The sequence below is a fragment of the Kribbibacterium absianum genome, from assembly GCF_030067705.1.
Lineage (GTDB): Bacteria > Actinomycetota > Coriobacteriia > Coriobacteriales > Atopobiaceae > Kribbibacterium > Kribbibacterium absianum.
This window is the reverse complement of record NZ_JASJEX010000004.1, coordinates 52,953-76,794: the sequence shown is the minus strand read 5'-3', so window position 1 is coordinate 76,794 and position 23,842 is coordinate 52,953. Positions and strand designations below refer to the sequence as shown.

Annotated in this window: 16 protein-coding genes and 3 tRNA genes; 15 read left to right on the top strand and 4 right to left on the bottom strand. The window is 67.6% G+C overall.

Annotated elements, in window-relative coordinates:
• The first annotated feature begins 108 nt into the window (after positions 1 to 108).
• The 3 genes from argS (at position 109) to rho (ending at position 5,361) form a co-directional block, all read left to right on the top strand.
• On the top strand, positions 109 to 1,983 hold the full coding sequence (argS, locus tag QJ043_RS08235; RefSeq protein ID WP_283713216.1) for an arginine--tRNA ligase: 1,875 nt from the start codon (positions 109 to 111) through the stop codon (positions 1,981 to 1,983).
• A 420-nt stretch (positions 1,984 to 2,403) separates the two neighbouring features.
• Positions 2,404 to 3,090, top strand: coding sequence for a MarR family transcriptional regulator (locus QJ043_RS08230; RefSeq protein WP_283713215.1), 687 nt, complete (start codon positions 2,404 to 2,406; stop codon positions 3,088 to 3,090).
• A gap of 324 nt (positions 3,091 to 3,414) precedes the next feature.
• A complete protein-coding gene (rho, locus tag QJ043_RS08225; protein ID WP_283713214.1) occupies positions 3,415 to 5,361 on the top strand; it encodes a transcription termination factor Rho in 1,947 nt (648 codons plus the stop codon).
• Between the two features lie 74 nt (positions 5,362 to 5,435).
• Here the strand turns inward: rho and QJ043_RS08220 are convergent, their stop codons facing one another.
• A complete protein-coding gene (locus tag QJ043_RS08220; protein ID WP_283713212.1) occupies positions 5,436 to 6,227 on the bottom strand; it encodes an SDR family NAD(P)-dependent oxidoreductase in 792 nt (263 codons plus the stop codon).
• A 380-nt stretch (positions 6,228 to 6,607) separates the two neighbouring features.
• On the opposite strand from QJ043_RS08220, the gene QJ043_RS08215 reads away from it, so the two are divergent.
• A complete protein-coding gene (locus QJ043_RS08215; RefSeq protein ID WP_283713211.1) occupies positions 6,608 to 8,059 on the top strand; it encodes a hypothetical protein in 1,452 nt (483 codons plus the stop codon).
• Between the two features lie 3 nt (positions 8,060 to 8,062).
• On the top strand, positions 8,063 to 8,560 hold the full coding sequence (locus QJ043_RS08210) for a VanZ family protein (protein ID WP_283722796.1): 498 nt from the start codon (positions 8,063 to 8,065) through the stop codon (positions 8,558 to 8,560).
• 77 nt (positions 8,561 to 8,637) lie between these two features.
• Here the strand turns inward: QJ043_RS08210 and thrB are convergent, their stop codons facing one another.
• Together thrB and thrC are read right to left on the bottom strand one after the other, a co-directional pair.
• The gene (thrB, locus tag QJ043_RS08205) at positions 8,638 to 9,534 is read right to left on the bottom strand and encodes a homoserine kinase (protein WP_283713208.1); all 897 of its coding nucleotides are present in this window, start codon (positions 9,532 to 9,534) and stop codon (positions 8,638 to 8,640) included.
• Positions 9,531 to 11,054: a threonine synthase gene (thrC, locus tag QJ043_RS08200; protein WP_283713206.1), complete on the bottom strand. Its 1,524-nt coding sequence runs from the start codon at positions 11,052 to 11,054 to the stop codon at positions 9,531 to 9,533. The genes thrB and thrC overlap by 4 nt, the downstream gene beginning before the upstream one ends.
• Before the next feature lie 100 nt (positions 11,055 to 11,154).
• On the opposite strand from thrC, the gene QJ043_RS08195 reads away from it, so the two are divergent.
• Genes QJ043_RS08195 through QJ043_RS08185 form a run of 3 tightly spaced genes read left to right on the top strand, consistent with a single transcriptional unit; the run spans position 11,155 to position 14,718 of the window.
• Positions 11,155 to 12,303 (top strand): homoserine dehydrogenase, encoded by a 1,149-nt coding sequence (locus QJ043_RS08195; protein ID WP_283713205.1) that lies wholly within the window; start codon positions 11,155 to 11,157, stop codon positions 12,301 to 12,303.
• A 58-nt stretch (positions 12,304 to 12,361) separates the two neighbouring features.
• Positions 12,362 to 13,684, top strand: a complete 1,323-nt coding sequence (locus tag QJ043_RS08190) for an aspartate kinase (RefSeq protein WP_283713203.1) — start codon at positions 12,362 to 12,364, stop codon at positions 13,682 to 13,684.
• A 2-nt stretch (positions 13,685 to 13,686) separates the two neighbouring features.
• The gene (locus tag QJ043_RS08185; RefSeq protein WP_283713202.1) at positions 13,687 to 14,718 is read left to right on the top strand and encodes an aspartate-semialdehyde dehydrogenase; all 1,032 of its coding nucleotides are present in this window, start codon (positions 13,687 to 13,689) and stop codon (positions 14,716 to 14,718) included.
• Between the two features lie 364 nt (positions 14,719 to 15,082).
• Here QJ043_RS08185 and QJ043_RS08180 read toward each other — a convergent pair.
• Positions 15,083 to 15,158 (bottom strand) — tRNA-Arg (locus QJ043_RS08180).
• 209 nt (positions 15,159 to 15,367) lie between these two features.
• Between QJ043_RS08180 and QJ043_RS08175 the strand changes: the two genes are divergently transcribed.
• From QJ043_RS08175 to QJ043_RS08145, 7 genes are all read left to right on the top strand, one after another.
• Positions 15,368 to 15,443 (top strand) — tRNA-His (locus QJ043_RS08175).
• Between the two features lie 23 nt (positions 15,444 to 15,466).
• Positions 15,467 to 15,542: transfer RNA gene (locus QJ043_RS08170), tRNA-Lys, on the top strand.
• A 336-nt stretch (positions 15,543 to 15,878) separates the two neighbouring features.
• A complete protein-coding gene (locus tag QJ043_RS08165; protein WP_283713201.1) occupies positions 15,879 to 16,475 on the top strand; it encodes a MarR family winged helix-turn-helix transcriptional regulator in 597 nt (198 codons plus the stop codon).
• Entirely contained in the window at positions 16,472 to 18,907 is a 2,436-nt protein-coding gene (locus tag QJ043_RS08160; RefSeq protein WP_283713200.1) for an ABC transporter ATP-binding protein, read from the top strand. The genes QJ043_RS08165 and QJ043_RS08160 overlap by 4 nt, the downstream gene beginning before the upstream one ends.
• 8 nt (positions 18,908 to 18,915) lie before the next feature.
• The gene (locus tag QJ043_RS08155; protein WP_283722795.1) at positions 18,916 to 20,718 is read left to right on the top strand and encodes an ABC transporter ATP-binding protein; all 1,803 of its coding nucleotides are present in this window, start codon (positions 18,916 to 18,918) and stop codon (positions 20,716 to 20,718) included.
• A gap of 412 nt (positions 20,719 to 21,130) precedes the next feature.
• Positions 21,131 to 22,660, top strand: a complete 1,530-nt coding sequence (locus tag QJ043_RS08150) for a hypothetical protein (protein ID WP_283713198.1) — start codon at positions 21,131 to 21,133, stop codon at positions 22,658 to 22,660.
• A 131-nt stretch (positions 22,661 to 22,791) separates the two neighbouring features.
• On the top strand, positions 22,792 to 23,841 hold the full coding sequence (locus tag QJ043_RS08145) for a Gfo/Idh/MocA family protein (protein WP_283713197.1): 1,050 nt from the start codon (positions 22,792 to 22,794) through the stop codon (positions 23,839 to 23,841).
• Position 23,842: the final 1 nt, after the last annotated feature.

Genomic DNA, 23,842 nt, shown 5'->3' with positions numbered 1-23,842 from the left:
CACCGCGCTCGACGGGCAACGGGCGGCCTTTCCTGCGAGGGAGGGGCCGCTTTTCGCGTGGTACACTCCTGAAGCATCTTTGTGTCGCGCAACAGAAAGGACGTTTCCATGCCCGAGACCATCGAAGGCCTTGTGCTGCAGGCCATTGCCGCAGCCCAGGCTGCCGGAGCGCTGCCGGAGTTCCAGGTGAAGGACGCCGGCGTCGAGCGACCGGCCGACACGTCCCACGGCGAGTGGACGTCCACCGTCGCGCTGCGCTCCGCCCGTCTCGCGCACATGGCGCCGCCCAAGATCGCCGCGGCCATCGTCGAGCACATGCCGGAGTCCACGGAGGTCGAGAAGGTCGAGATTGCCGGCCCCGGATTCATCAACTTCTATCTCAACACCGCTGCCCACAACGAGATCATCGCCGAGGCGCGCCAGAAGGGCCAGGACTTCGGCCGCTCCGACTACGGCCACGGCGAGAAGGTCCAGGTGGAGTTCATCTCCGCCAACCCCACCGGCCCGCTCCACATCGGCCACGGCCGCTGGGCCGCCATCGGCGACTCGCTCTGCAACGTGCTCGACTTCGCCGGCTACGACGTCCAGCGCGAGTACTACGTGAACGACCACGGCTCCCAGATGGACGTCTTCGGCAACTCCATCTCCGAGCGCTACCTGCAGCTGGTGGAGGTCATGCGCGAGCAGGGCAAGACGGCCGACGAGGCCGTGGAGCTGCTCCTGGCCGACCGCGAGGCCTACGTGGACGACGAGGACGACGCGCACCCCGAGCTGCACCCCTACATGGACGCGTTCAACGAGAAGCTCGGCGGCAACTCCTACGGCGGCGACTACATCATCACGCTCGCCAAGGAGTTCTACGACGTCGACGGCGACAAGTGGGCGGACGTCGAGGAGGAGGTGCGCGCGCCGGAGTTCCGTGAGCGCGGTTACCAGATGCAGCTCGGCCGCATCAAGGAGACCTGCCACAACGCCCGTTGCGACTTCGACAACTGGAAGTCCGAGCGCCTCTTCTACGTGAAGGACGAGACGGGCACGTCGCCCATCGAGCGCACCTTCAAGATGCTCGAGGACCAGAACCTCCTCTACCGCACCGACGACAACGCGCTCTGGGTCAAGACCACGGAGTTCGGCGACGACAAGGACCGCGTGGTCCAGAAGTCCAACGGCGAGTACACCTACTTCGCCTCCGACGTGGCCTACACCTGGGACAAGATGACCGAATACGACTACGAGATCAACATCCTCGGCGCCGACCATCACGGCTACATCAAGCGCGTGCAGGCCGCAGCGGCGGCGATGGGCTACCCCGGCAAGTACGAGGTGCTGCTCGGCCAGTTCGTGAACCTGCTCCGCAACGGCGAGCCGGTGCGCATGTCCAAGCGCCGCGGCACGATGATCGCCTTCGACGAGCTGCTCGACGAGGCCGGCCCCGACGCGACCCGCTACACCCTCATCAGCCGCTCCTCCAACCAGACCATCGACTTCGACATCGAGGCCGTCAAGAAACAGGACTCCACCAACCCGGTGTACTACGTGCAGTACGCGCACGCGCGTATCTGCTCGATCCTGCGCCGCGCGGCCGGCGTGACGGTGGAGGAGGCCGAGGAGATGGGCATGGAGGCCGTCGCCGACAAGGCGATCGGGCCCGACCCGGACCTGTCGTTGCTCCTGGAGCCCACGGAGGCCGCGATCGCGCGCACGATGTCCAAGTTCCAGGACCTCATCATCAGCTGCGCCCGCGATCGCGCACCGTTCCGTCTGACCCACTACGTGCAGGAGCTGGCGAGCGAGTTCCACCGCTTCTATGGCGAGTGCCAGATCCTTCCGCGGGAGGGGAAGCCGATGGACGAGGCCCTCTCCAAGGCGCGCCTCGCCCTGGTCGACGCCGTGCGCATCAACCTCGAGGTGGCGCTCACGCTAATCGGCGTCTCCGCTCCCGACGCCATGTATCGCGAGGAGACCGTCGAGGTCGTCGAGTAGCGCCCAGGCTGGCACGTTTCCCAACGGCGCCGTCCCGCGTGCAGCGGGGCGGCGCTTCCTCTTGGCGCGGGCTCAAAAGTGCAGCGGTTGCACGGTTCGTCCATGTTTCCGCCGACCTTAAGGCCATATGTCTATGTACATGCAGCCTATTTGAGCCAAGATTCCCTTATGGTTCGGTTCTGTATGCTAATCGTAAGAACAGGGCAACTGTTGTCGCGATTATCCATGGAACCAAAACCATGAGGTTTGTTGAGGTGGCGGCCAGCGAACACGACGCTATGCGCCCTGCAGGGCTCTCGGGGCTGTGGCGTTTTCCGGGGGCGCCGCTTTATCGGGTTGATATGCTGTGTTTGGGTAAAGTGGGAATCGTCATTTATCTGATTCCTGGGAAGATGGCACCTTACTTGGGGAGGGGCTTACATGGAACTGCGCGAGTTCATGAGCGTTCGATGCGCGTGCAACATCGTCCGGCAGGAGACGCCCGCGTCGGAGCGGCTGACCTTTGAGGAGCTGGCTATCCTCTGCCACCTTTACGAGGCGGGCGAGGAGCTCAAGACGTCCGAGATCGCGGACTACCAGGGCGTGCTGCGCCCGACGATGACGCACCGCACCAACCACTTGGCGCGTCTCGGCCTCATCACGCGCCACGAGGGCACGCAGGACCGCCGCAACGTCTGCTGCGCGATCTCCGAGAAGGGCATCGAGGTCAAGGACCGCTTGACCCGCGAGGTCTGCGACCACATCCAGAACGGTGCGCCGCTGCACCGCTCGAGCCCCGAGCGCATCTGCAAGTTCATCGACGCGATGGGCACCGTCTTCTGCATGTCCGGCGACCTCGTGCTGCTGGCGCTCCAGATGAGCGGCGAGGACTCGCTGTCCGTGTCGCAGATCGTGCGCACGTTGGGCCTTTTGCAGCCCACGGTCTCGATGTCGGTCTCGAGCCTGGTGGACAACGGCCTGGTCGAGCGCAACCGCGCGACGCCCGACGCCACCCGCACGCTGCAGGTGAGCCTGCTGCCGGCCGGCAAGGAGCGCGCGCTCGAGCTTGCGGACCGCGTGAACCAGATCGTGGTGCGCCGCACGCGCCGCAGCTCGAAAGAGGGCTAGCGCAGAGGCCTCGCAACGCTGCGCGCCAGAACGTCCCCGGCGGCCGCCCCTCTTGGGAGGGGCGGCCGCCGTCCGTTGCGCCGCTTTTTTGACCGCGCGGAGCTGCAGGATTGAAAAGTCGGGGAACGGGCATCCTACGCTGTGGTACCATCCCCCCGACGGGCGACGTGAGGTTGCATCCTTGTTCGCCCCTTCCTTCCCTGAGCATAGCGGCGCCCTCCTTGTTCTTTGGGGGGCCTGAACCGTCGTGCGTGACGCCGACCCCCTGCTTGCTTGCGTGCTTTTGTGTCCCGGCCGCAGTCCGCGGCAGAGAGGAATCCCCCGATGGCAGACGACAATCCCACCCTTCCTTTGGACGAGGCATCGGGCGCTCCGGCCCCCGAGAACGTGGCCCCGACTCCTGTCGGGGGGTCTGCGCCCGAGAAGCCCAAGCGCACGCGAAAGCCTCGGGTGAAGAAGGCCGAGACCCCTTCCGAGGGGGAGGCGCCGGTGGAGCATGCGGGTTCGGAGGCTCCGGCGGAGGCAGCCCCTGAGAAGCCGAAGCGCGCGCGAAAGCCTCGCGCGAAGAAGGCGGAGGACGGGGCCCAGGAGGGCGAGGCCGCGACACCCGAGGCCGAAGCGCCGGTCGAGCCGGCCCCCGAGAAGCCCAAACGCGCTCGGCGCACCCGCAAGAAGAGCGGCCCCGACGAGGAGAAGCCCCAGAGCGAGACGGGTGTCGAGGCGTCCGCGGCGCCGTCGGAGAGCAACGGGGAAGACCAGAAGCCCGAGAAGCCGCAGGGCGACGGCTCCAAGGCCGACGAGCGGCCCCGTGACGAAAAGCCCCGTGACGAGAGGCCCAAGAACGAGGAGCGCCCCGACCCTCAGCGCCGCGACCGCAAGCAGGGCGGTGGGCAAAACGGCGGGGGCCAGAACGCGAGCGGCCAGGGTGGTCGCAACAACCGCAACAAGAACAACCGCAACGACCGTGGCAGCCGGCACAAGAAGCAGCCGGCCGCGCCGTCCCTCACGCGCGAGGAACTCGAGGGCATGAAGGTGGCCGAGCTGCGCGCCAAGGCGGCCGAGGTGGGCGTCGCGCCCCAGGGGCTGCGCAAGGCCGAGCTCGTCGACGCCGTGTACGACGCCGCCGCGCGGGCCGAGGGATTCCGCCCCGTGGCCGGCATTCTCGAGATAGCCAACGACAACTTCGGCTTCATCCGCACGGACGCCTACATGCAGGGCGAGGACGACGCCTTCGTGCAGCAGAACATGATCCGCCAGTGGGGCCTGCGCCCCGGCGACTATGTCGAGGGCACCGTGCGACCTGCGGCGCCCGGCAACAAGTTCCCGCCGCTCGCGCACATCACCGCGGTCAATGGCAAGGCGCCGGAAGAGGCCAAGGGTCGGCCGCGCTTCCGCGACCTCACGCCCATCTATCCCAACGAGCGGCTCAAGATGGAGAACGGCCAGACCTCGATCACCGGTCGTGTGATCGACCTCGTCGCGCCCATCGGCAAGGGGCAGCGCGGCCTCATCGTGAGCCCGCCCAAGGCGGGCAAGACCACGGTGCTCAAGCACATATGCCAGTCCATCGCGCACAACAACCCGGAGGTGCACCTCATCTGCCTTCTGGTGGACGAGCGTCCCGAAGAGGTCACGGACATGCAGCGCTCCATCAAGGGCGACGTCGTGGCCTCGACCTTCGACATGCCCGCGGACAACCACACCAAGGTGGCCGAGCTGGTGATCGAGCGCGCGAAGCGCCTGGTGGAGCAAGGGGAGGACGTCGTGGTGGTCCTCGACTCCATCACACGTCTGGCTCGTGCCTACAACCTTGCCGCGCCCGCCTCCGGCCGCATCCTGTCCGGCGGCGTCGACTCCGCCGCCCTCTACCCGCCCAAACGCTTCCTGGGCGCGGCGCGCAACATCGAGAACGGCGGCTCGCTCACGATCATCGCCTCCGCGCTCGTGGACACCGGATCCAAGATGGACGAGGTGATCTTCGAGGAGTTCAAGGGCACCGGCAACATGGAGCTCAAGCTGGACCGCGAGCTGGCCGACAAGCGCATCTTCCCGGCCGTGGACCCGGTGGCGTCGGGCACCCGCAACGAGGACCTGCTCATGTCGCCGCAGATGGCCCCGTTTGTGTGGGGGCTGCGCCGCGTGCTCGCGAACATGAACAACGCGGAGCGGGCCGAGGCGTCGCTCGTGAAGGGGCTCAAACAGACGGCGACGAACGAGGAGTTCCTGATCCGGAGCGCGAAGAAGGCCGCCAAGACGGACTACATGGACTAGGGCGCCCGACGCTCGGACGCGGTCATATGGGAAACGCCCTGCGGTGCTCGGCATCGCAGGGCGTTTCTTCTTGGCTACGCCGCCTTCGCGTACCAGTTGCCGATGGCGCGCTCGATGGCCATGACCAGGTCCACCGGCAGCAGCTTGCAGGCGATGTTCATCAGGGCCACGTCGGGGCTCGTGAAGATGCAGTCCTTGCCCCGTATCGCCTTGCGGAGCGCGGTGGCCGCGCAGGCGTCGGCGTCCTCGAAGCCGATCCAGGTGAAGTGGCGCACCTCGGCCTGGTTGCCCGGGTCGTCGAGGAAGCGCGTGTGCATGAACTTGGGGCACACGGCGCTCACGTGGATGCCGGTGCCGTCCAGCTCGAAGTTGAGGGCGCGGGACAGGTCGAGCACGAAGCGCTTGGTGGCGCCGTAGGTGGAGAGGCCCGGCTGCGGCACGAGGGCGGCGGCGCTCGCGATGTTCACGATGCGCGACCCGGCGTGCATGAAGGGCAGGCTCACGTAGCTCATCTCCAGCACCGCGAGACAGTTGAGCCTCACCATGTTGGCGTTCTGCTCCCGGCCGATGGACTCGAAGTCGCCGAACTTCCCGAAGCCGGCGCAGTTGAAGAGCCACTGCACATTGGGGTCGTCCTCGGCCTTGAGCGCGTCCTCGACCGCCGTGAAGCTCGCTGGGTCCGTGAGGTCGAGCGGCATCACGCGCGATGGCGTGGACAGCTTGGCCGCGACGGCGTCGAGCTGCTCCTTCTTGCGGGCGATGAGCCAGATCTCGTCGAGCGGCCCTCCCGAGCCGGCGTCCAGCAACTTGACGAAGTCCTCTCCCAGGCCGGACGACGCTCCGGTGACGATGGCGATGTTTCGCACGGTTTCCTCCTGACTGCGAACGGGCGCTCGGGGCGCCGTTGACGAGGCGCCGCTGTTCGACAGGTACCCAGCGTCCGGGTTCGGCGCCCCCGGTTTGCTTAGGTTTCAGAGAATGAACGGATCGCCGCGCGCTGTCTCGGGCGCCACGACCGGCGGTCAATGGGTACAGAGCGAGTGCCCGGAAGAAGGCAGGCCGGCCGTGCGTGCGGGCAACCTGCGCTATAGTGCTGGACAACGCAAAAGAATCATGCGCGACGGTAACCGCAGCTAAAACCCACCCAGCCGTTGCTTCTTCTCGTCCCCGGGCACCGAGGGGACGCCTAACGACCGGAACCGGTTTTTCCCTGCGTCGCCCCGCGAGCGCTCGAGAGGGAAGGCCCATGGTCGCCGATTTCAAATCAAGAGCCATCTTCGCCGGCTTGGCGGGCGCCGCCCTGTGGTCGGTGCCTGTCGTGGCCGTGGCCCAGCCCGCGGGCTCGTCGGTAATCGCGCCGGCCGTGTCCGGAGCAGTGGGCGCCGTCGCGGGCGCTCTTGTCGCCGGTGGCTGCTCGCTTCTGTACCTGCGCCAGGAACGGCGCGAGACCGCCGCCCGTATGGCCGAGCTCGAGGCGCGGCTCGCCGAGACCCTTGCGGACTCGCTTCCCGAGACGGTGGGCCGTCACGCGGCATCCGGTTCCGGCGCGAGGCCGACGCTCGAGGCCGTCGCCGCCTGGCGCGCCCACGAGGAGGTCACGAACACGTCGTCGCTGTCCCTCGACCCGGAGGACAGCGGCCTCATTCCGAGCGTTGCCACGGCGACGGAGGACGTCGCTGCGGCCGCCGAGTCGGAGACGTTCGAGCGCTCCGGGCTTGAGGCGCTCGTGGAGCCGAAGCTCCGGGATGACGCCCCGTTCGCCGATGTTCGGGAGTGGGAGTCCCGCGTGCCCACGCTCGACTGGGACGAGCCGGCCGAGTCGATGGCTTCGTCCCAGCAGCCCGTGGCCGATCCGCTCTCCGAGAAACGGGCGACGGCCGCCCAGACGGGGATCCATACTGCGGTGGATCTGGACTACGAGGACGTCGCGAGCGAGTACGTGGAGCGCGAGACGTTCCGTCAGCGGATGCTCACGCTGTCCAAGGGCGTTGCGAAGGTGCTGCAGGAGCGCCTCTCCTTCGACATGATGGAAGACCTGCCGATGATCCAGCGGGCCGATGGCTCGGTGGGCGACGTCGGCACCTCCTGGTGGGAGAACGCGGTGGAGGAGGACGGGCTCGAGATCAGCCGCGACCTCGGCAAGGCCATCCCGGACGTCGAGCAGACGGCCAGTGAGTACCGGAAGTCCGGCCTGGACTCGAGCGCGGCCTTCGACCTGCCATTCGTGTATCCGGAACGTTCGACCCCGCGCGCATCTGCGACCGCTGGCAACACCGGTGAGTCGCGTTCGTACGCCAAGGGCCAGGAGCCGATGGGGCGGCCGAACGTGCGTCGCGCGGCCGACATCGCCAAGCGCATCCCGACGATGGAGCCGGAAGCGTTCCCCGAGGAGCCGCCGCGCGAGTACGACCGCGACGCCTGGGACATCGCGCTCGAGGCGCTCGACGAGCACTTCGACGACAACCTCGTGACGGGAACCAGGGTGGACTTCGCCGACCTTGTGGGCGGGGGCGACACGCTCGACGAGCCGGACGGCCTGGAACGCAGCACCCGCCACTTGGGGTTCCGCGCGCCCGCCGGGCATCCCGAGGTGACCGACACGAGCAGCTATGTGGACTTCTTGGTCTCGAGCGAGTTCGCCGCTGTGAGCCCCAAGGTCGGGGCACGAGCGCTGAAGGTACTGGCGGCGTCTCGGTAGGTCATGGTTTCTCGAAGCAACGGACACACAACGCGCACGAGGCCGGGCTCCCGGTGGTGGGCAGCGGCCCTTGTGCTGTGGGTGCTCTTCGTGTGGTCGCGTTCGCTGTACGGCGGCGACGAGTCGTCCGGCCAGAGCCTGTGGGTGGTCGAGCGCGTTCGGTGGCTGTTCGAGGCCCTGGGCGTGACCGATGCCGACACAATGACGTTCATCGTGCGCAAGACGGCGCACTTCTTGGAGTATCTCGTGCTCGGGGTGCTGGCGTCGCTCGCGTTCGGGCCGTGGCGGACGCACGGGCGTGAACGGGTTCGGCGCGCGGTCGCCGCTGCCGTCGTGTACGCCTGCGTTCCCGTCGCCGACGAGACGATTCAGCTCTTCGTGCCCGGCCGGGCCGGCATGGTCGCGGACATGCTGCTCGACATGAGCGGCTGCGCCACCGGCCTCTTGCTCGCGTGGCTGGCCACGGCGCTGCGTCGCAAACACGTGCAATTGGGGACGTAGCAATTTGTCACGTGGTTTCGCGCCTGATATCAATCAGGAAATGACGTGAAGAACCGCTCCGTCCCCTTTTACACCTTTTACACATCGCAGGGTGCGATAGACGTCCCGGCGGTCTGCGCGCGGAGGACGCGGACGGGGAGCCCGTCCGGAACGGCTGCCAGCACGTTCGCGGCAGAGGCGTCGCCAAGGCACGCCGCCACCATCGAGGACCCAGAGCCGCTGATCCAGAACGCGCAGGCGCCGGCGTCGAGGCAGGCCTCACGGCAGGCATCGTAGTCACGGATCAGTGGCCTCCGGTAGGGCTCGTGGAGCCGGTCGTGTGAGGCACGGCCGAGCAGGGCGCCGTCCCCGCGCTCCAAGGCGCGCACCACCCCGAAGCACCGACCCAGCTGGCGCGCGGCGTCGGCGTGCGCGACGGTCGCCGGCAACGCGCGCCGAGCGTCCTCCGTGCGCACCTCGTACGGGGGAGAGATCACGACGAACCGCCATTCGGGAGCCACGTCGCTCTGTAGGCACGTGACCTCGCCCTCCGTCACGAAGGACGCGGTGAGGCCGCCGCACACGGCCGGCGCCACGTTGTCCGGGTGTCCCTCGATGGCGCACGCGCGGCGCAGCGTCTCCTCCCGGTCCCATGGGAGCCCCGCGCTCGCGAGACCGGCCGCCACTCCGGCCACGATGCAGGTGGACGACGACCCCAGGCCGCCGGACAGCGGCACGCCCACGGTCTGCGACAGTGCGACCGTTTGCGGGGGCAGTCCGAGTGACGCGCGCGTCTCGTTGAACGTGCGCCAGGCCAGGTTGTGCGTGTCGGCAAAGCGCGGCGGGCACCCCGAGAAGTCCGTCTCGGGCGCCGGCGCGAAGGTGAAGGTGTTCTCGAGCGTCAGCGCGAGGCCGAGGCAATCGAACCCGGGCCCCAGGTTCGCGCTCGTGGCCGGCACCGCGACGGTCAGCGGCCTTTCCAGCACGGCGCTCACTCACAGACCTCCGAGGACGCGGCCACCTCGCGTGCGGTCCCGAAGACGCGGGCGCAGGCCTGCTCGACGTACGCCGGCACCTCCTCGGGCGCGATGACGTCCGTGAAGCGCACCTCGCGCTCTCGCAGGTCCGAGAGCTGCGCGGGCGGCGTGAGCCCCGTCCGCTCGGCCAGCACGTCCATGCACTGGAAGTCGCTCAGGCTCGAGTCATCCTCGCCGATGGCCTGCAGCACGGAGCGCGAGAACTTGAACGGGCTCGCCGTGGCCAGCGCCACCCGCACATGGCCGCTTGGCTCTGTCTCGTCCATTACGGCCTTGGCCACGCCCGTGTGGGGGTCGAGCAGCACGCCCTCCTCCCGCCAGGTGCGGCCGATCGTGGCGCGGGTCCTCTCGTCGTCGGCGCGTCCGCAGGAGAAGCTCGCACGGACCTGCTCCATCAGGCGCTCGGGAACGGTGTACACGCCCTTCTCGGCGAGGTCCCGCATCAAGGACGAGACCAGCTCCACGTCGCCGTCGCTCGCGAGGTACAGGAGGCGCTCCAGGTTGCTCGACACGAGGATGTCCATCGAGGGCGAGATGGTCCTGTGGAAGTCGCGGCGCCTGTCGTAGACGCCCGTGCGGAGGAAGTCGTAGAGCACGTCGTTGGCGTTGGAGCACACCACGAGGCGGCCGACCGGCAGTCCCATGCGCTTGGCGTAGTAGCCGGCCAGCACGTCGCCGAAGTTGCCCGTGGGCACGAAGAAGTCCAGCTCGTCGCCCAGTTCGAGCGCGCCCGTCCGCACCAGCTGCAGATAGGCGTCGAGGTAGTAGGTCACCTGTGGGGCCAGGCGCCCCACGTTGATGGAGTTGGCGCTCGAGAGCACCTGGCCCTTCTCGGCCAGCCGCTCGGCGAGCGCGCGGTCGCCGAAGGCGCGCTTGACCTGCGTCTGCGCGTCGTCAAAGGTGCCGGACACCGCGCACACCGCCACGTTGTCGCCGGCCTGGGTGACCATCTGCAGGCGTTGGACGTCGCTCACGCCGCCGTCGGGATAGAAGACGCACACGCCGGTGCCGGGCTTGTCGGTAAAGCCCGCGAGCGCCGCCTTGCCCGTGTCGCCCGAGGTCGCCGTCACCACCATGACCTCGCGGCCGTCGCCCTGGCGCGCGACGCCCATGAGCTGCGGGAGCATCTGGAGCGCGACGTCCTTGAACGCGCTCGTGGGCCCGTGGAAGAGCTCCAGGAGCCAGTCGTCGCCGACGGCCGTCACCGGTGTGACGGCGGGCGAGTCGAAGGTCCCGGTGTACGCCCGGCGCACGCACCCGGCCACCTCTTGTTCCGAGAAGTCCGGCAGCTGCTTGCCGAGCACGAGGCGCGCGTTGGCGTCGTAGTCGTTCGCGAGCAGCTGGGCGGGGTCGAGGCACGGCGTCAGCACGCCGTCGGAGACGAACAGGCCGCCGTCGGGCGCGATGCCCTCCAGTATTGCTTGCTTGCTTGTTACGGGTTCCGAGAAGCCGCGGGTGCTGTGGTAGAAAAGGCTCATTGGCCGGCCCCTTTGATTTCGGTCGGTTAGCTCGTTGCATCGTACGCGCTGGGCGCATCGGCCCCGCTGTTCCCTCCCTTTCGAGAGATTGGATTTAACCATGAGGTTCGCGTTGCTCGGCTGCGGCGTCGTCGGTGGCGGCGTGGCCAAGATCGTGGACGAGAAGGTCCCCTCGCTGGAGCTGGTGCGCATCCTGACCCTCCCGGGCGAGATTGACGACCCTCGCCAGACCTCGGACATCGGCGACATCGTGAACGACGACACCGTCGAGGCCGTGGTTGAGGCCATGGGCGGCCTGGAGCCGGCCCACACCTTCATTCTGCAGTGCCTCAACGCCGGGAAGTCCGTGGTCACCTCCAACAAGGCCGTGGTGGCGGCGTTCCTGCCCGAGTTCGCCGCGGCCGCCGAGGCCAGCGGCGCGGGGCTCTTCATCGAGGCCACCTCTGGCGGCGGCGTGCCCTGGATCGCCTCCATTGTGAAGGCGCGCCGCATCGACGCGCTCTCCGAGGTCTACGGCATCCTCAACGGCACCTCCAACTATCTGATCCACTCGATGGAGACGCTCGGCACGGAGTTCGACACGGCGCTCGCGGAGGCGCAGTCCCTCGGCTATGCCGAGCGCGACCCCTCCGCCGACATCGACGGCATCGACACCGCGAACAAGTGCGTGATCAGCGCCACGGTGGCCTTTGGCAGCCTGTGCCGCCGCGACATCCCGGTGCACGGCATCCGCAACCTCACGGCGGCGGACATCGCGTTCTTCCGAAGCTCGTTGGGGCGCGCCCCGCGGCTCATGGCCCGGGCGATTCAGCGGGACGGCGCGTATGCGGCCTGCGTCGAGCCGGTGCTGCTGCCGGTGGGCTCCGTCGAGGCCAACGTCCCTGCGAACTACAACCTCGCCACCTTGGTGGGCGACACCGTGGGCACGCTCAAGTTCTACGGCCAAGGGGCCGGCTCGCTGCCCACCGGCAACGCCATCGTGCAGGACCTTCTCGACTGCGCAGGGGGCGAGCGCCCAGCCTACGCCACCGAGACCACGCTTCAGTGGGACCCCGCGCTCCTAGCCGGCGACTACGTGTTCCGCTCCTCCGTCGAGGTCCCGGGCGCGCAGCCCATGGGCGAGGGCCCGGACGGTCAGACGTACTGGCTTTTGCACGACGCGGACTGCGAGGCGGCCGGTGCTGCGGCCGACGCTCTGCTGGCGGCCGATCCCGCCGCCCTTATGGCCGCGCTTGGCACGACGGCGTAGCCGGCCGAGGCGTGCCCGTCCCTCTCGTCCCACCCCGAGCCCCGCAAAGGAGCTTCCCTTGATCAAGATCACCAAGTTCGGCGGCAGCTCCGTCGCCTCCGCCGACCAGTTCGCGAAGGTCAAATCCATCATCGAGGGGGACCCGAGCCGCCGGTTCGTCGTCGTGTCGGCGGCGGGCAAGCGCTTCTCGGGCGACAACAAGGTCACCGACCTGCTGTACCTCGTGAACGCCCACAAGGACTATCACGTGGACTATTCGGGTCTGATGGACGACATCGAGGGACGCTTCCTCGACATCCAGCGGCAGCTCGGCCTCACGTTCCCGGTGGAGGAGAAGTTCGACGAGCTGCGCGGCCACCTCAAGACCGACTCGCCGGAGTACGTCATCTCCCGCGGCGAGTGGTTCACCGCGCACCTCATGGCCGAGTACCTCGGGCTGCCCTTTGTGGACGCGGCGGACGCCATCATCTTCCACCACGACGGCTCGCTCGACCTGGAGAGGACCGCCGCGCGGGTCCGGGACGTCGTGGTGCGCGTGGGCAGTTTCGTGATGCCCGGCTTCTACGGGGCCACCGTGGACGGCGACATCAAACTCTTGGACCGAGGCGGTGGCGACATCACGGGCTCCATCCTCGCGAACGCCCTCTCGGCGGACCTCTACGAGAACTGGACGGACGTGTGCGGCTTCCTCACCGCGGACCCGCGCATCGTCGACGACCCGCTCACCATCGAGCGCATCACCTTCGACGAGATGCGCGAGCTCTCCTACATGGGCGCCAACGTGCTCCACGAGGAGGCCATCTTCCCGGTGCGCGAGGCCAACATCCCGATCGCGATCCTCAACACCAACCAGCCGGACGCCACGGGGACCATCATCCGCGAGCGCGTCGAGCCCCACGCCAACGACCCGATCATCACGGGCATCGCCGGCAAGAAGGACTTCATGTCCATCTATGTGGGCAAGACGCACATGTCCAACGCGGTGGGCTTCCTGCGCCAGGTGCTGTCCATCTTCGAGCGCTACCACGTCTCGGTGGAACACGTTCCCACAGGCGTGGACTCGTTCTCGATCGTGGTCAACGGCGCGGACGTGAAGGACTCCATCTACTCCATCGTCGCGGACATCCAGCGCGAGGTGCACCCGGACGAGGTCAAGGTGATCGACCGTCTCGCGCTCGTCTCGGTGGTGGGCCGCAACATGAGCCGCCGTCCCGGAACCGCAGGTAAGCTGCTGGGGACGCTGGGTAACGCCGGTATTAACGTGCGCATGATCTCTCAGAGCTCCCAGGAGATCACCATCATCATCGGGGTCGACAACGACGACTTCGAGCGCACCGTGGGGGCCATCTACGACGCGTTCGTGATCGAGGAAGGGGAGTGACCGTGGGGCTGGCAGACCGCGGGCCCCAGGGCCCGAACGTTGCGATTCTCGGCGCGACCGGCGCGGTGGGGCGCCAGATGATGCAGTGCCTGCAGGAGCGGCATTTCCCGCTCGGGGAGCTGCGCCTGTTGGCGTCCGCGCGCTCCGCCGGACAGCAGATGTGCTGGAACGGCCGCATGATCACGATCCAGGAGGCGACGCCCGAGAGCTTCGAGGGCATCGACCTGGTGCTCGGTGCGGCCGAGAACGACGTCGCCGAGCGCTTGCTGCCGCACGCCGTCAAAGCCGGCGCCGTGGTGGTCGACAACTCGAGCGCGTACCGTCTCGACCCCGAGGTGCCACTCGTGGTGCCCGAGGTGAACCCTGAGGACGTAGCGTGGAACACGGGCATCATCGCGAACCCCAACTGCTCCACCATCATCGCGCTCGTGTGCCTCGCGCCGCTCGACCGCGCCGCCGGCCTCAATCGCGTGGTGTGCTCCACCTATCAGGCCGCGAGCGGCGCTGGCATGCCTGGCATCGAGCAGCTCGAGACCGAGAACGCTGCCATCGTCGAGGGCCGCAAAGTGCCCGCGCCGCGCGTGTTCCCGTACCAGCTCGCATACAACCTGATCCCGCAGATCGGCGGGTTCGACGCGGCGGGCTACACCTCCGAAGAGATGAAGATGCAGAACGAGGGCCGCAAGATCCTCCACAACGACGGCCTTGCCGTGAACTGCACGTGCGTCCGCGTGCCGGTGGCGCGTTCCCACAGCGAGTCCATCACGGTGGAGCTCGACAGCCCGTTGACGCCGGACGAGGCCCGTGTTGTCTTGGCCGCCGCTCCGGGCGTTCGCGTGGTGGACGACCCGAGCTGCCGAGAGTACCCGATGCCGCTCGACACCTCCGAGCAGGACCTCGTGTATGTGGGGCGCATCCGTGAGGACATCTCCGCACCCGAGGGGACGAATGGCCTCACGTTCTGGTGCTGCGGCGACCAGATTCGCAAGGGCGCCGCCACGAACGCGGTCCAGATCGCGGAGCTGCTGCTGTAGCAGGCGAGGGTGCGGCAGGAGTGCATGGGCGGTCGCATGGTGCGGCCGCCTTTTTGTTGGCGGGTCGGCGCCGGACCGGACTCGTGGCCGTGGGGATGCGCGGAGACGTTTGCCCGCAAACGGGGGATGTGGGGAAACGTTTGCCCGCAAAATGTGGCGGGTCTTTGCGGGGAAACGGGGCGAGAAGTGGCCTCCCAGCCATGCCGACCTGGCGTTTGTCGTTGCGGGGAACCGGTTCTCCGCAATGGTTTGCGCGGAAACGTTTCTCCGCAAATGTCGCAGCGGGGCGATGTGCCGGGCGTGGCTGAGCCGTGCGTACGAAGAAGGCCAAGTGGCACCTCCGCCACCTGGCCTCTCGTATCTGTGGTGCGCCTGGCGCGATTCGAACGCGCGACCAGCGGTTTAGAAGACCGGTGCTCTGTCCCCTGAGCTACAGGCGCTTGTGCAGCAACGAGTGTAGACCAAGCGGGGAGGGCCGGCGCACGGTGGCATCGTATGGCTCCCGGTGGTGCGTGCTGACAGACGAGAGGGTCGCTTCCGGGCTAGGCGGGCACCTGAAAGGCAGCTTCTTGAAAAAGTCGGAATTCGTGCTTGCAAACCCCGAGGGCGTTGTCGCACAATATCCCTCGCACCGCATCGGTGGGAGATGGTGGGCGTAGCTCAGTTGGCAGAGCGACGGACTGTGGCTCCGTAGGTCGAGGGTTCGAGCCCCTTCGCCCACCCCATTCTGCTTGTGCGCACATAGCACGGACCGTTAGCTCAGCTGGTAGAGCAGGGGACTCTTAATCCCAAGGTCCAGGGTTCGAACCCCTGACGGTCCACCATTTGACTCTCATGCGAACCCCTCCGATGGAGGGGTTTTGTTTTGGCTTTCGGCATCGTTATCGCACCCCTGGACGCTTGGGAGAGAGCCGTTTGTCCGCACCTGGACGCTTCGGAGAGAGCCGTTTGTCCACGCTCCGATCGGCTGGAGCGTGGACAAATCGCTTTGACCGAAGCGTCCAACCGTGGACATTTCGTTCTCTCCGAAGCGTCCAACGGTTAGGTTGTGCGCGAACTGGGTTACACCCGAACGATTCACGACTCGTCCCTTGGTTTAGGGGTAGGATGGGTGCTGATCAAAAAAGTTCGGATAGAACCAAGTTCGAGGAGCGATGCACATGGATGACGACGCGCGCTGCCATCACAGGATTCGCGAGGACGTCCCGGAGCTGTACTACTCACTGGCGGACCGGCTCGCCTCGGTCATGAGCCGCCTGGCCGTGGGCGGTGCCCCGCGACCCGTCCCGGACGAGGTGCCCTTGTTGCCCGTCGATGACCGACCGGGCCTGAGCTCGCGCGAGCGCCGCCAACTGCAGGACAACCTGCGCGGGTCCATGGCCGTCCTGAGCCACCTCGTCGCAAGCGGCGGTGAGGCAACTGCCACCGAGCTTCGCGAAGCCACCGGCCTGTCCGGCGCGCGCGTATCAAACATCTGCACGGCCCTCGAAGAGAAGGGCGTCATCGAGCGCAGCCACCGCCACAAGGACCGCCGCAAAGTGACCATCGCCCTCACCGCCACCGGACGCGAGTTCGCCGAGGACAAGATGGACTTCGTCCGTGGCGTCGTTGCGGACTTCCTGTGGGACCTGGGCGAAGAGGACTCCCGGGAGCTCGTGCGCATCCTCGACCGCATGCTCGACGTGATTGAGCAGCGTCATGGCGCTTCCACTGCGGAAGCGCTTGCGTCTCAGCAATCCGAGGAGGATCATCAGTGAAGCTGCTTCGCTTTTACCAGGGGCACGTCTTTGCGTGGGTCGTCTGCGTCACGTTGTTGATCGTCCAGGCGAACCTCACGCTGTCGCTGCCCACCTACATGAGCGACATCGTCGACGTCGGTCTCCAACAGGGCGGCATCGAGAGCCCCACGCCCGAGACCGTCAGCGCCGACGCGCTGGACGACCTTTCCATGTTCATGAGCGACAATGACTGGAAGACCGTAGACGCGGCCTACTCCGCACCGGACGCTGAGGGCATCCGCACCTACACCGGCACGGACGAGGAGGCCGCGAGCGACGGCGCTGTGGGCTCTGCGCTCGGGTTGCCGGAATGCGTGGTTCTGGCCCTTGAGCAGGGCATCTCCACGGACCAGATGGACACGGACCTGCTCGGGTCCGGCGCTCAGGCTGCCCCGGCCGCAGGTGCCGCGCAGGCAGCGAACCCCCAGGCTGCCGCAGTGGCCCAAGCGGGCCCCAAGCAGCTGGCTGCCATGGAGGCCATGCAAAAGGCCCAAAAGGACGGCAAGATCACCCTCGACACCGTCCGCGCCCTCTATGACTCCGGCCTCGTGACGCGCGACCAACTCGTGGAGTCCGCCGACAACATGGCCGACGCCATGGGCTCAACCGGCGGCACGATCATCGACCAGCGCGCCGTGGACTATGTGAAGCAGGAGTACGAGGCCCAGGGCATCGACCTCGACCAGGTGCGCTCCGACTACCTCAACCACATCGCGTTCATCATGTTCCTGATCTGCGCGGGCACGCTCGTCACCACCGTCGTCGACGGCCTGGTCGCCAGCCGCGCCGCCGCGGCCATCGCGAGGGACACCCGCTCGCGGCTGTTCAAGAAGGTCATGCGGCTGTCGCCCGCCGAGGTCAACCAGTTCAGCCAGGCGTCGCTGATCACGCGGTGCACCAACGACGTCACGCAGGTGCAGCAGATCTGCGTGATGTCGATGCGCATGGTGATGCTCGCGCCGATCATGGGCATCGTCGCGTTCCTCCGCGTGACGGCCACACACACGGGCCTCGAGTGGATCATCGGTGTGGCGATCCTCGTGATCTGCGCCGTCATGGGGCTCCTGCTCGGCTTCACGCTGCCCAAGTTCCAGAGGATGCAGTCGCTCGTGGACCGTGTGAACCTCGTCGCCCGTGAGATGCTCGACGGCATCATGCCGATCCGCGCCTTCGGCCGCGAGGACTACGAGAAGGGACGCTTCAAACAGGCCAACACCGAGCTCATGGACACGCAGCTTTTCGTGAACCGCGCGATGTCCTTCGCGATGCCGGCTATCACCCTGGTGATGAACCTGATCGTCGCCTCGATCGTGTGGTTCGGCGCGAGCGGAATCGAGAACGGCAACCTGCAGGTGGGCACGATGATGGCGTTCATCACCTACACGATGCAGATCGTGATGGCCTTCATGATCCTTGCCATGGTCTCCGTGATGCTGCCGCGCGCGATGGTGTCCGCCGAGCGCATTTCCGACGTCCTCGACTGCAAGGTCTCCATCACCGACCCCGAGGACCCCAAGACGCCCGCGCCCGGCGTTCACGGCGAGCTGGCGTTCGACGACGTCACGTTCACCTACCCGGACGCGACCGACCCCGTGGTGGAGGGCGTCTCCTTCACGACCACGCCCGGCAAGCGCGTCGCCATCATCGGCTCGACCGGCTCCGGCAAGTCGACGCTCGTGCAGCTGATCCCTCGGCTCTACGACGCCACAAAGGGCGCCGTCACGCTCGACGGCGTCAACGTGAAGGACATGGCGCTCCAGGACCTCCGCAGCCGCGTGGGCTACGTGCCGCAGCAGGGGCTGCTCTTCTCGGGGACCGTCGAGGAGAACATCAAGTTCGCGAGCGCTAACATCTCGGACCAGGCCATGGAGAAGGCCGCCGGCGCCGCGCAGGCGGCGGACTTCATCGCCGAGAAGGACGGCGGCTACCAGGGCGCCATCGCGCAAAAGGGGTCCAACGTGTCCGGTGGCCAGCGCCAGCGCCTGTCCATCGCGCGCGCCCTGGCCAAGGACCCCGAGGTGCTCGTCTTCGACGACTCGTTCTCGGCGCTCGACTACAAGACGGACGCGGCCCTGCGCGCGGCCCTCAAGCACGACTACCCCGAGTGCGCGGTGGTCGTGGTGGCCCAGCGCGTTGCCACGATCATGGACGCCGACGAGATCCTCGTGCTCGACCAGGGCCACGTGGCCGGCCAGGGCACCCACGAGGAGCTGTTGCGCTCCTGCCCGACGTACCTGGAGATCGCGACGTCGCAGCTCTCGGCGCAGGAGCTGGGCCTCACGGAGGAGGACGTGGACCGTATGCTCGGCAGGCCTGCGCGGAAGCTGGACGAGGCCATTGACAGCGAGGTGGCCCTCTTGGAGGACGGCTTCGCTGCGAACGGTTCTCGCACGAAGGGAGGCGAGCGCTGATGCCGCCGATGGGACCTGGCGGCCGTCGCCGCACGACAGAAAAGGCAAAGGACTTCAAGGGCACGATGGCCGCGCTGCTTGGCTACGTCAGGCCGCACCTTGTGGGCATCTGCTTCTCGCTCGCGTTCGCCATCGTGTCCGTCGTGCTCAGCGTGCTCGGCCCGGACATCCTCGGCCAGGCCACGACGCTCCTCTTCGACGGCCTCGTGAACATGGTGCAGGGGACGGGCGGCATCGACTTCGACGGCATCGCCCGCGTGCTGCTCGTGCTCGTCGGCCTGTACGTGTGCAGCTGCGGCGCGCAGTTCGTGCAAGGGCTCATCATGACCGGGGTGACCCAGAGGATCACCTTCCGCCTGCGGGCCGACATCGCGGCCAAGATCGCCGAGGTGCCGATGGGCTACTTCGAGACCCACTCCAAGGGCGACGTGCTCTCCCGCATCACGAACGACGTCGACACGCTCGGCCAGTCGCTGAACCAGGCCATCACGCAGGTGATCACGTGCGTCACCCAGGTCATCGGCGTCACGGTCATGATGTTCGCCATCAGCCCGGTCCTGGCCGGCGTGACGCTGCTCACGCTGCCGGTGGCCCTCGTGATCGTGCTCGTCGTCGTGCGCTTCTCCCAGCGCTACTTCTTGGCCCAGCAGAACGAGTTGGGCGTGGTCAACGGCATCGTCGAGGAGGACTTCGGCGGCCAGTCCGTGATCCAGGTCTTCGATCGCGGCGAGCAGAGCGCGACGGAGTTCGACCGCGCCAACGACGACCTGTACGACAGTGCTTGGAAGAGCCAGTTCTATGGCGGCATCATGCAGCCGCTCATGAACTTCGTGTCCAACATGGGCTACGCGGCCGTGGTCATCGTGGGCGCCGGGCTCGCGGCGGGCGGGTCGATCACCATCGGCGACATCCAGGCGTTCATGCAGTACGTGCAGAACTTCACGTCGCCGATCACCCAGCTGGCCAACGTCTCCGCACAGCTCCAGGCCATGGCCGCGGCGGCCGAGCGCATCTTCGAGTTCCTGGGCGCGCCGAGCGAGTCGGAGCCCGCACGTCCCGAGACGCCCGGGGCGCGTCCGGGCGCGGTTCGGTTCGAGGACGTCGACTTTGGCTACCTGCCCGGCCAGACCGTGATTCATGACTTCTCGTGCGACGTGAGGCCGGGCCAGACGGTCGCCATCGTGGGGCCCACTGGCGCCGGCAAGACCACGCTGATGAAGCTCATGATGCGCTTCTATGACGTGGGCTCCGGGCGCGTGCTCGTGGACGGCGAGGACGTGCGCGACTACGAGCGGGGCGAGCTGCGTGGGCAGTTCGGGATGGTGCTGCAGGACACGTGGCTCTTCGAGGGCACGATTCGCGAGAACATCCGCTACGGGCGCCTCGACGCCACCGACGAGGAGGTGGAGGAGGCCGCGAGGATCGCGCGGTGCGACCACTTCATCCACACGCTGGCCGGCGGCTACGACTTCCGGATCAACGAGGAGGCGAGCAACGTGAGCCAAGGCCAGCGGCAGCTGCTGACAATCGCCCGCGCCGTGCTGGCCGACCGCCCGGTGCTGATCCTGGACGAGGCGACGAGCAATGTGGACACCCGTACCGAGGTGTTGATCCAGGAGGCGATGGACCGGCTGATGGAGGGGCGCACGAGCTTCGTGGTGGCGCACCGCTTGAGCACGATCCGCAACGCGGACCTGATCCTCGTGATGCGCGACGGCAACGTGGTCGAGAAGGGCACGCACGGGGAGCTGCTCGAGAGGAACGGCTTCTACGCGGAACTCTATAACGCTCAATTCGCCAACTGCGACTAACGCCTCCGGACGCTTGGGAGAGAGCCATTTGTCCACGTCTGGACGCTTGGGAGAGAGCCATTTGTCCACGCTCCGATCGGCTGGAGCGTGGACATTTCGCTTTGACGGGTGTGCCCGGCGCCGGCGATGAGTCCGCGCCCGTCGGGTTCCGACCACGGGTGGCAGGCGATACCGCGCCCGGACGCTCGGGAGAGAGCCGTTTGTCCACGCTGCGCCTGGCTGGAGCGTGGACATTTCGCTTTGACCGAAGCGTCCAACCGCGGACATTTCGCTCTCTCCGAAGCGTCCGGGGTAGGAGGTAGCTGGTATACCGACTGATGTCTCTCGATATGATTCAGTGTTTGTCTTGTAATCTTAACGGGTGCTGAATCTTAGATCTACAAGGGTAGATATCAAATGAGGGAGGGACAGGATGGCACGCGCACCGAGAAGGGAGGCATCCCGGCACCGGGGCGTCGGCGCCCGGGACGCGATGCCGACGGAGCCCCGCGTGGTCGCGGACTGGGACGAGCTCCGCACGATCGTGGAGCAAGGCGGGTCCCAGTGGCTCGTGCTCGAGGGAACGGTGCGCGAGACGAGCACCGTGACGGTGCCGCTTGGCTCGTCGGTGATTGTGGAGGGCCGCGACGTGCACGTGGTCCGCTCGGCCCAGCGCCGGCAGTTCGACGTGGCGGTCGGCGCGTCGGTCACATTCAGCGGCTCGTGGACGCTCGAGGGCCAGCGGTCCGCGCTCACGGGCGCCGCCTTTGCCTGCGGGGCAGTGGGATCCCACCTGTGCATCCGTGGCGCCGTGGCCGCGGTCGTCCCCGACGCCGAGCCCGACGAGGCCACCGGCTGCGCGAGCCTGTTCCAAACGGCCGGCGAGCTGATCCTGGAGGAGGGCGCGCGAGTGAGCGGATGGGTCGTCGGACGTGCCCAGGACCCATCCGCCAGCGGCGCGGCGATCCGCGTCGAGGGCGCCCGGGCCCGTCTCACGATGCGCGGCGGCGAGGTGCGCGACAACATGTGCGTGGGGTTGGGCGAGGCGCCGAGCCCGGCCGTGCAGGTGCGCGACGGGGCGCACTTCTCGTTGGAGGGCGGCGCCATCCTCGACAACAACCTCACCGGCACGGCGGCCGTCAACGGCGGCGGGGTCTACCTCAGCGAGGCGCGCCTCACTATGACCGGCGGACGGATCTCTCACAACGCGGCCTACTGCGGGGGAGGGGTGTACGCGGTGGGCGACGACCCGCGCCGCACGCTCGTGTCGCTGCTCGGTGGCGCGATCGAGGGCAACGCGGCCCAGTTCATCGGGGGAGGCGTGTACGCATCCGGGTCGCTTGCCGTGGACGGCGGCGAGGTGCTCGAGAATGCGGCGCTCTATGGCGGCGGCATCTACAACGGCGACGGCGTCCTGGCCGTGAGCTCCGGATCCATCGCCCGCAATTTTGCGATGAGCACCCAGTACGCGGGCGGCGGCGTGTACATCGGCCGCCACGGGCGCCTAAAGGGCACGGGCGGCACCATCGAGGACAACGGGTGCGAGGGCATCGGCGGCGGCGTGTACGCCAAGGGCGAGACGGAGCTCGCGGGCACGGACGTCACCGGGAACCTGGCCCAGATGGGCGGAGGCATCGCGAACGACCGCGGCGAGATGATGCTCGTCGCGGGCGTGGTGGAGGGCAACCGGGCCGTCACGGGCGGTGGCGTCCTCAACACCGGGTGCGTCGTGATCACCGGCGGCGTCGTCGCGCAGAACCGCGCCGTCGACGCCGCCGACGACCTCTGCAACCATGGCGGTTCGCTCGACCTCTCCCTCTGTGACTCCCTTGCGTGGTTCCCTGACGCCGAGGGTCGCCGTTCCTCAGAGGAGGGCGCCGAGCACGAGGGGCCGATCTCGCTCGCCCCCGCGGCTCTCGATGGGCCGCTCACGCTCCACGCCGAGGTGTCCGTCGCGGCCTGACGCCGCGCCAGGCCGCGACGGCCCCTTCGTTCACGACGGGCCCTCCCGGACCCGCCAGAGGAGGGCCCCGTGGGGTTGGGTAGGAATCTGCGACAATGGCTGACGATTCCGTTCGACTCCAGGGAGGGTCCATGGGCACAGACAAGCAGGGCGCGGTCCGGTTCGCCACGATCGGCACGTCGATGATCACAGGGCAGTTCCTCGAGGCGCTCGAGGTGGTGGACGGCGCCGAGCTCGCCGGCTGCTACAGCCGCGACGCGCAGAAGGCCGCGGATTACGCGCACGCCCACGGTGCCGAGAAGTCCTGGTCATCGCTGGACGACCTTGCCCGGGACCCGGACGTGGACGCTGTCTACATCGCGAGCCCCAACGCCTGTCACGAGGAGCAGGCGCTCGAGATGATCGCCGCCGGCAAGTCCGTCCTCGTCGAGAAGCCCTTCTGCCTGTCCCAAGGGGCCGCCGAGCGCGTGATGGAGGCCGCCAAGGAGCGCGGGGTCGTGGCCATGGAAGCCATGCGCCTGGCCCACGACCCGGCGTACCTGCAGATCCGCGAGGCCTGCGGCCAGCTCGGGCGGATCCGCCGCGCGTCGTTCCACTATGGCAAGTACTCGAGCCGCTACGACCTCGTCCTCAAGCACGAGCACACCAACATCTTCGACCCCAAGCTGGGCACCGGCGCGCTCATGGACCTCGGCATCTACCCGGTGAACGCGCTCGTGCTCCTCTTCGGCGAGCCTGACGACCTGTCCGGCTTCGCGGACACGATCGACGTCACCGGCGACGACGACCTCATCGACCTCTGCGGCACCGCGATCTTCGACTACCCCTCGATGATCGCCGACGTCGCGTACTCCAAGGTCACGACCGACCCGAGCCCGTGCACCATCGAGGGCGAGAAGGCCACGCTCGTCTTCTCGAACGTGAGCTCGCCGGAGGACGCCCGCATCGTGGCCATCGACGGCACGGTGACCGAGCTTCCCGCGCGCCATCGGGACAACGGGACCGACCACGAGGTCAACAACATGGAGTTCGAGATCCGCGACTTCACGGGCCACGTGAAGGCCAACCACTGGCCCGAGCAGGCCAACCACAACACGCTCGTCGCCCTGGGCATCATGGACGCCCTGCGCCTCAGCGAGGGCATCGAGTTCCCGGGCGACGAGCGAGACCCGGTCGCGTAGA

Excerpts from the sequence above, each read along its gene's own strand:
- argS (WP_283713216.1), top strand. The coding sequence starts at position 109 with ATGCCCGAGACCATCGAAGGCCTTGTGCTGCAGGCCATTGCCGCAGCC.
- QJ043_RS08230 (WP_283713215.1), top strand. The coding sequence starts at position 2,404 with ATGGAACTGCGCGAGTTCATGAGCGTTCGATGCGCGTGCAACATCGTC.
- rho (WP_283713214.1), top strand. The coding sequence starts at position 3,415 with ATGGCAGACGACAATCCCACCCTTCCTTTGGACGAGGCATCGGGCGCT.
- QJ043_RS08215 (WP_283713211.1), top strand. The coding sequence starts at position 6,608 with ATGGTCGCCGATTTCAAATCAAGAGCCATCTTCGCCGGCTTGGCGGGC.
- QJ043_RS08210 (WP_283722796.1), top strand. The coding sequence starts at position 8,063 with ATGGTTTCTCGAAGCAACGGACACACAACGCGCACGAGGCCGGGCTCC.
- thrC (WP_283713206.1), bottom strand. The coding sequence starts at position 11,054 with ATGAGCCTTTTCTACCACAGCACCCGCGGCTTCTCGGAACCCGTAACA.
- QJ043_RS08195 (WP_283713205.1), top strand. The coding sequence starts at position 11,155 with ATGAGGTTCGCGTTGCTCGGCTGCGGCGTCGTCGGTGGCGGCGTGGCC.
- QJ043_RS08165 (WP_283713201.1), top strand. The coding sequence starts at position 15,879 with ATGGATGACGACGCGCGCTGCCATCACAGGATTCGCGAGGACGTCCCG.
- QJ043_RS08155 (WP_283722795.1), top strand. The coding sequence starts at position 18,916 with ATGGGACCTGGCGGCCGTCGCCGCACGACAGAAAAGGCAAAGGACTTC.
- QJ043_RS08150 (WP_283713198.1), top strand. The coding sequence starts at position 21,131 with ATGGCACGCGCACCGAGAAGGGAGGCATCCCGGCACCGGGGCGTCGGC.
- QJ043_RS08145 (WP_283713197.1), top strand. The coding sequence starts at position 22,792 with ATGGGCACAGACAAGCAGGGCGCGGTCCGGTTCGCCACGATCGGCACG.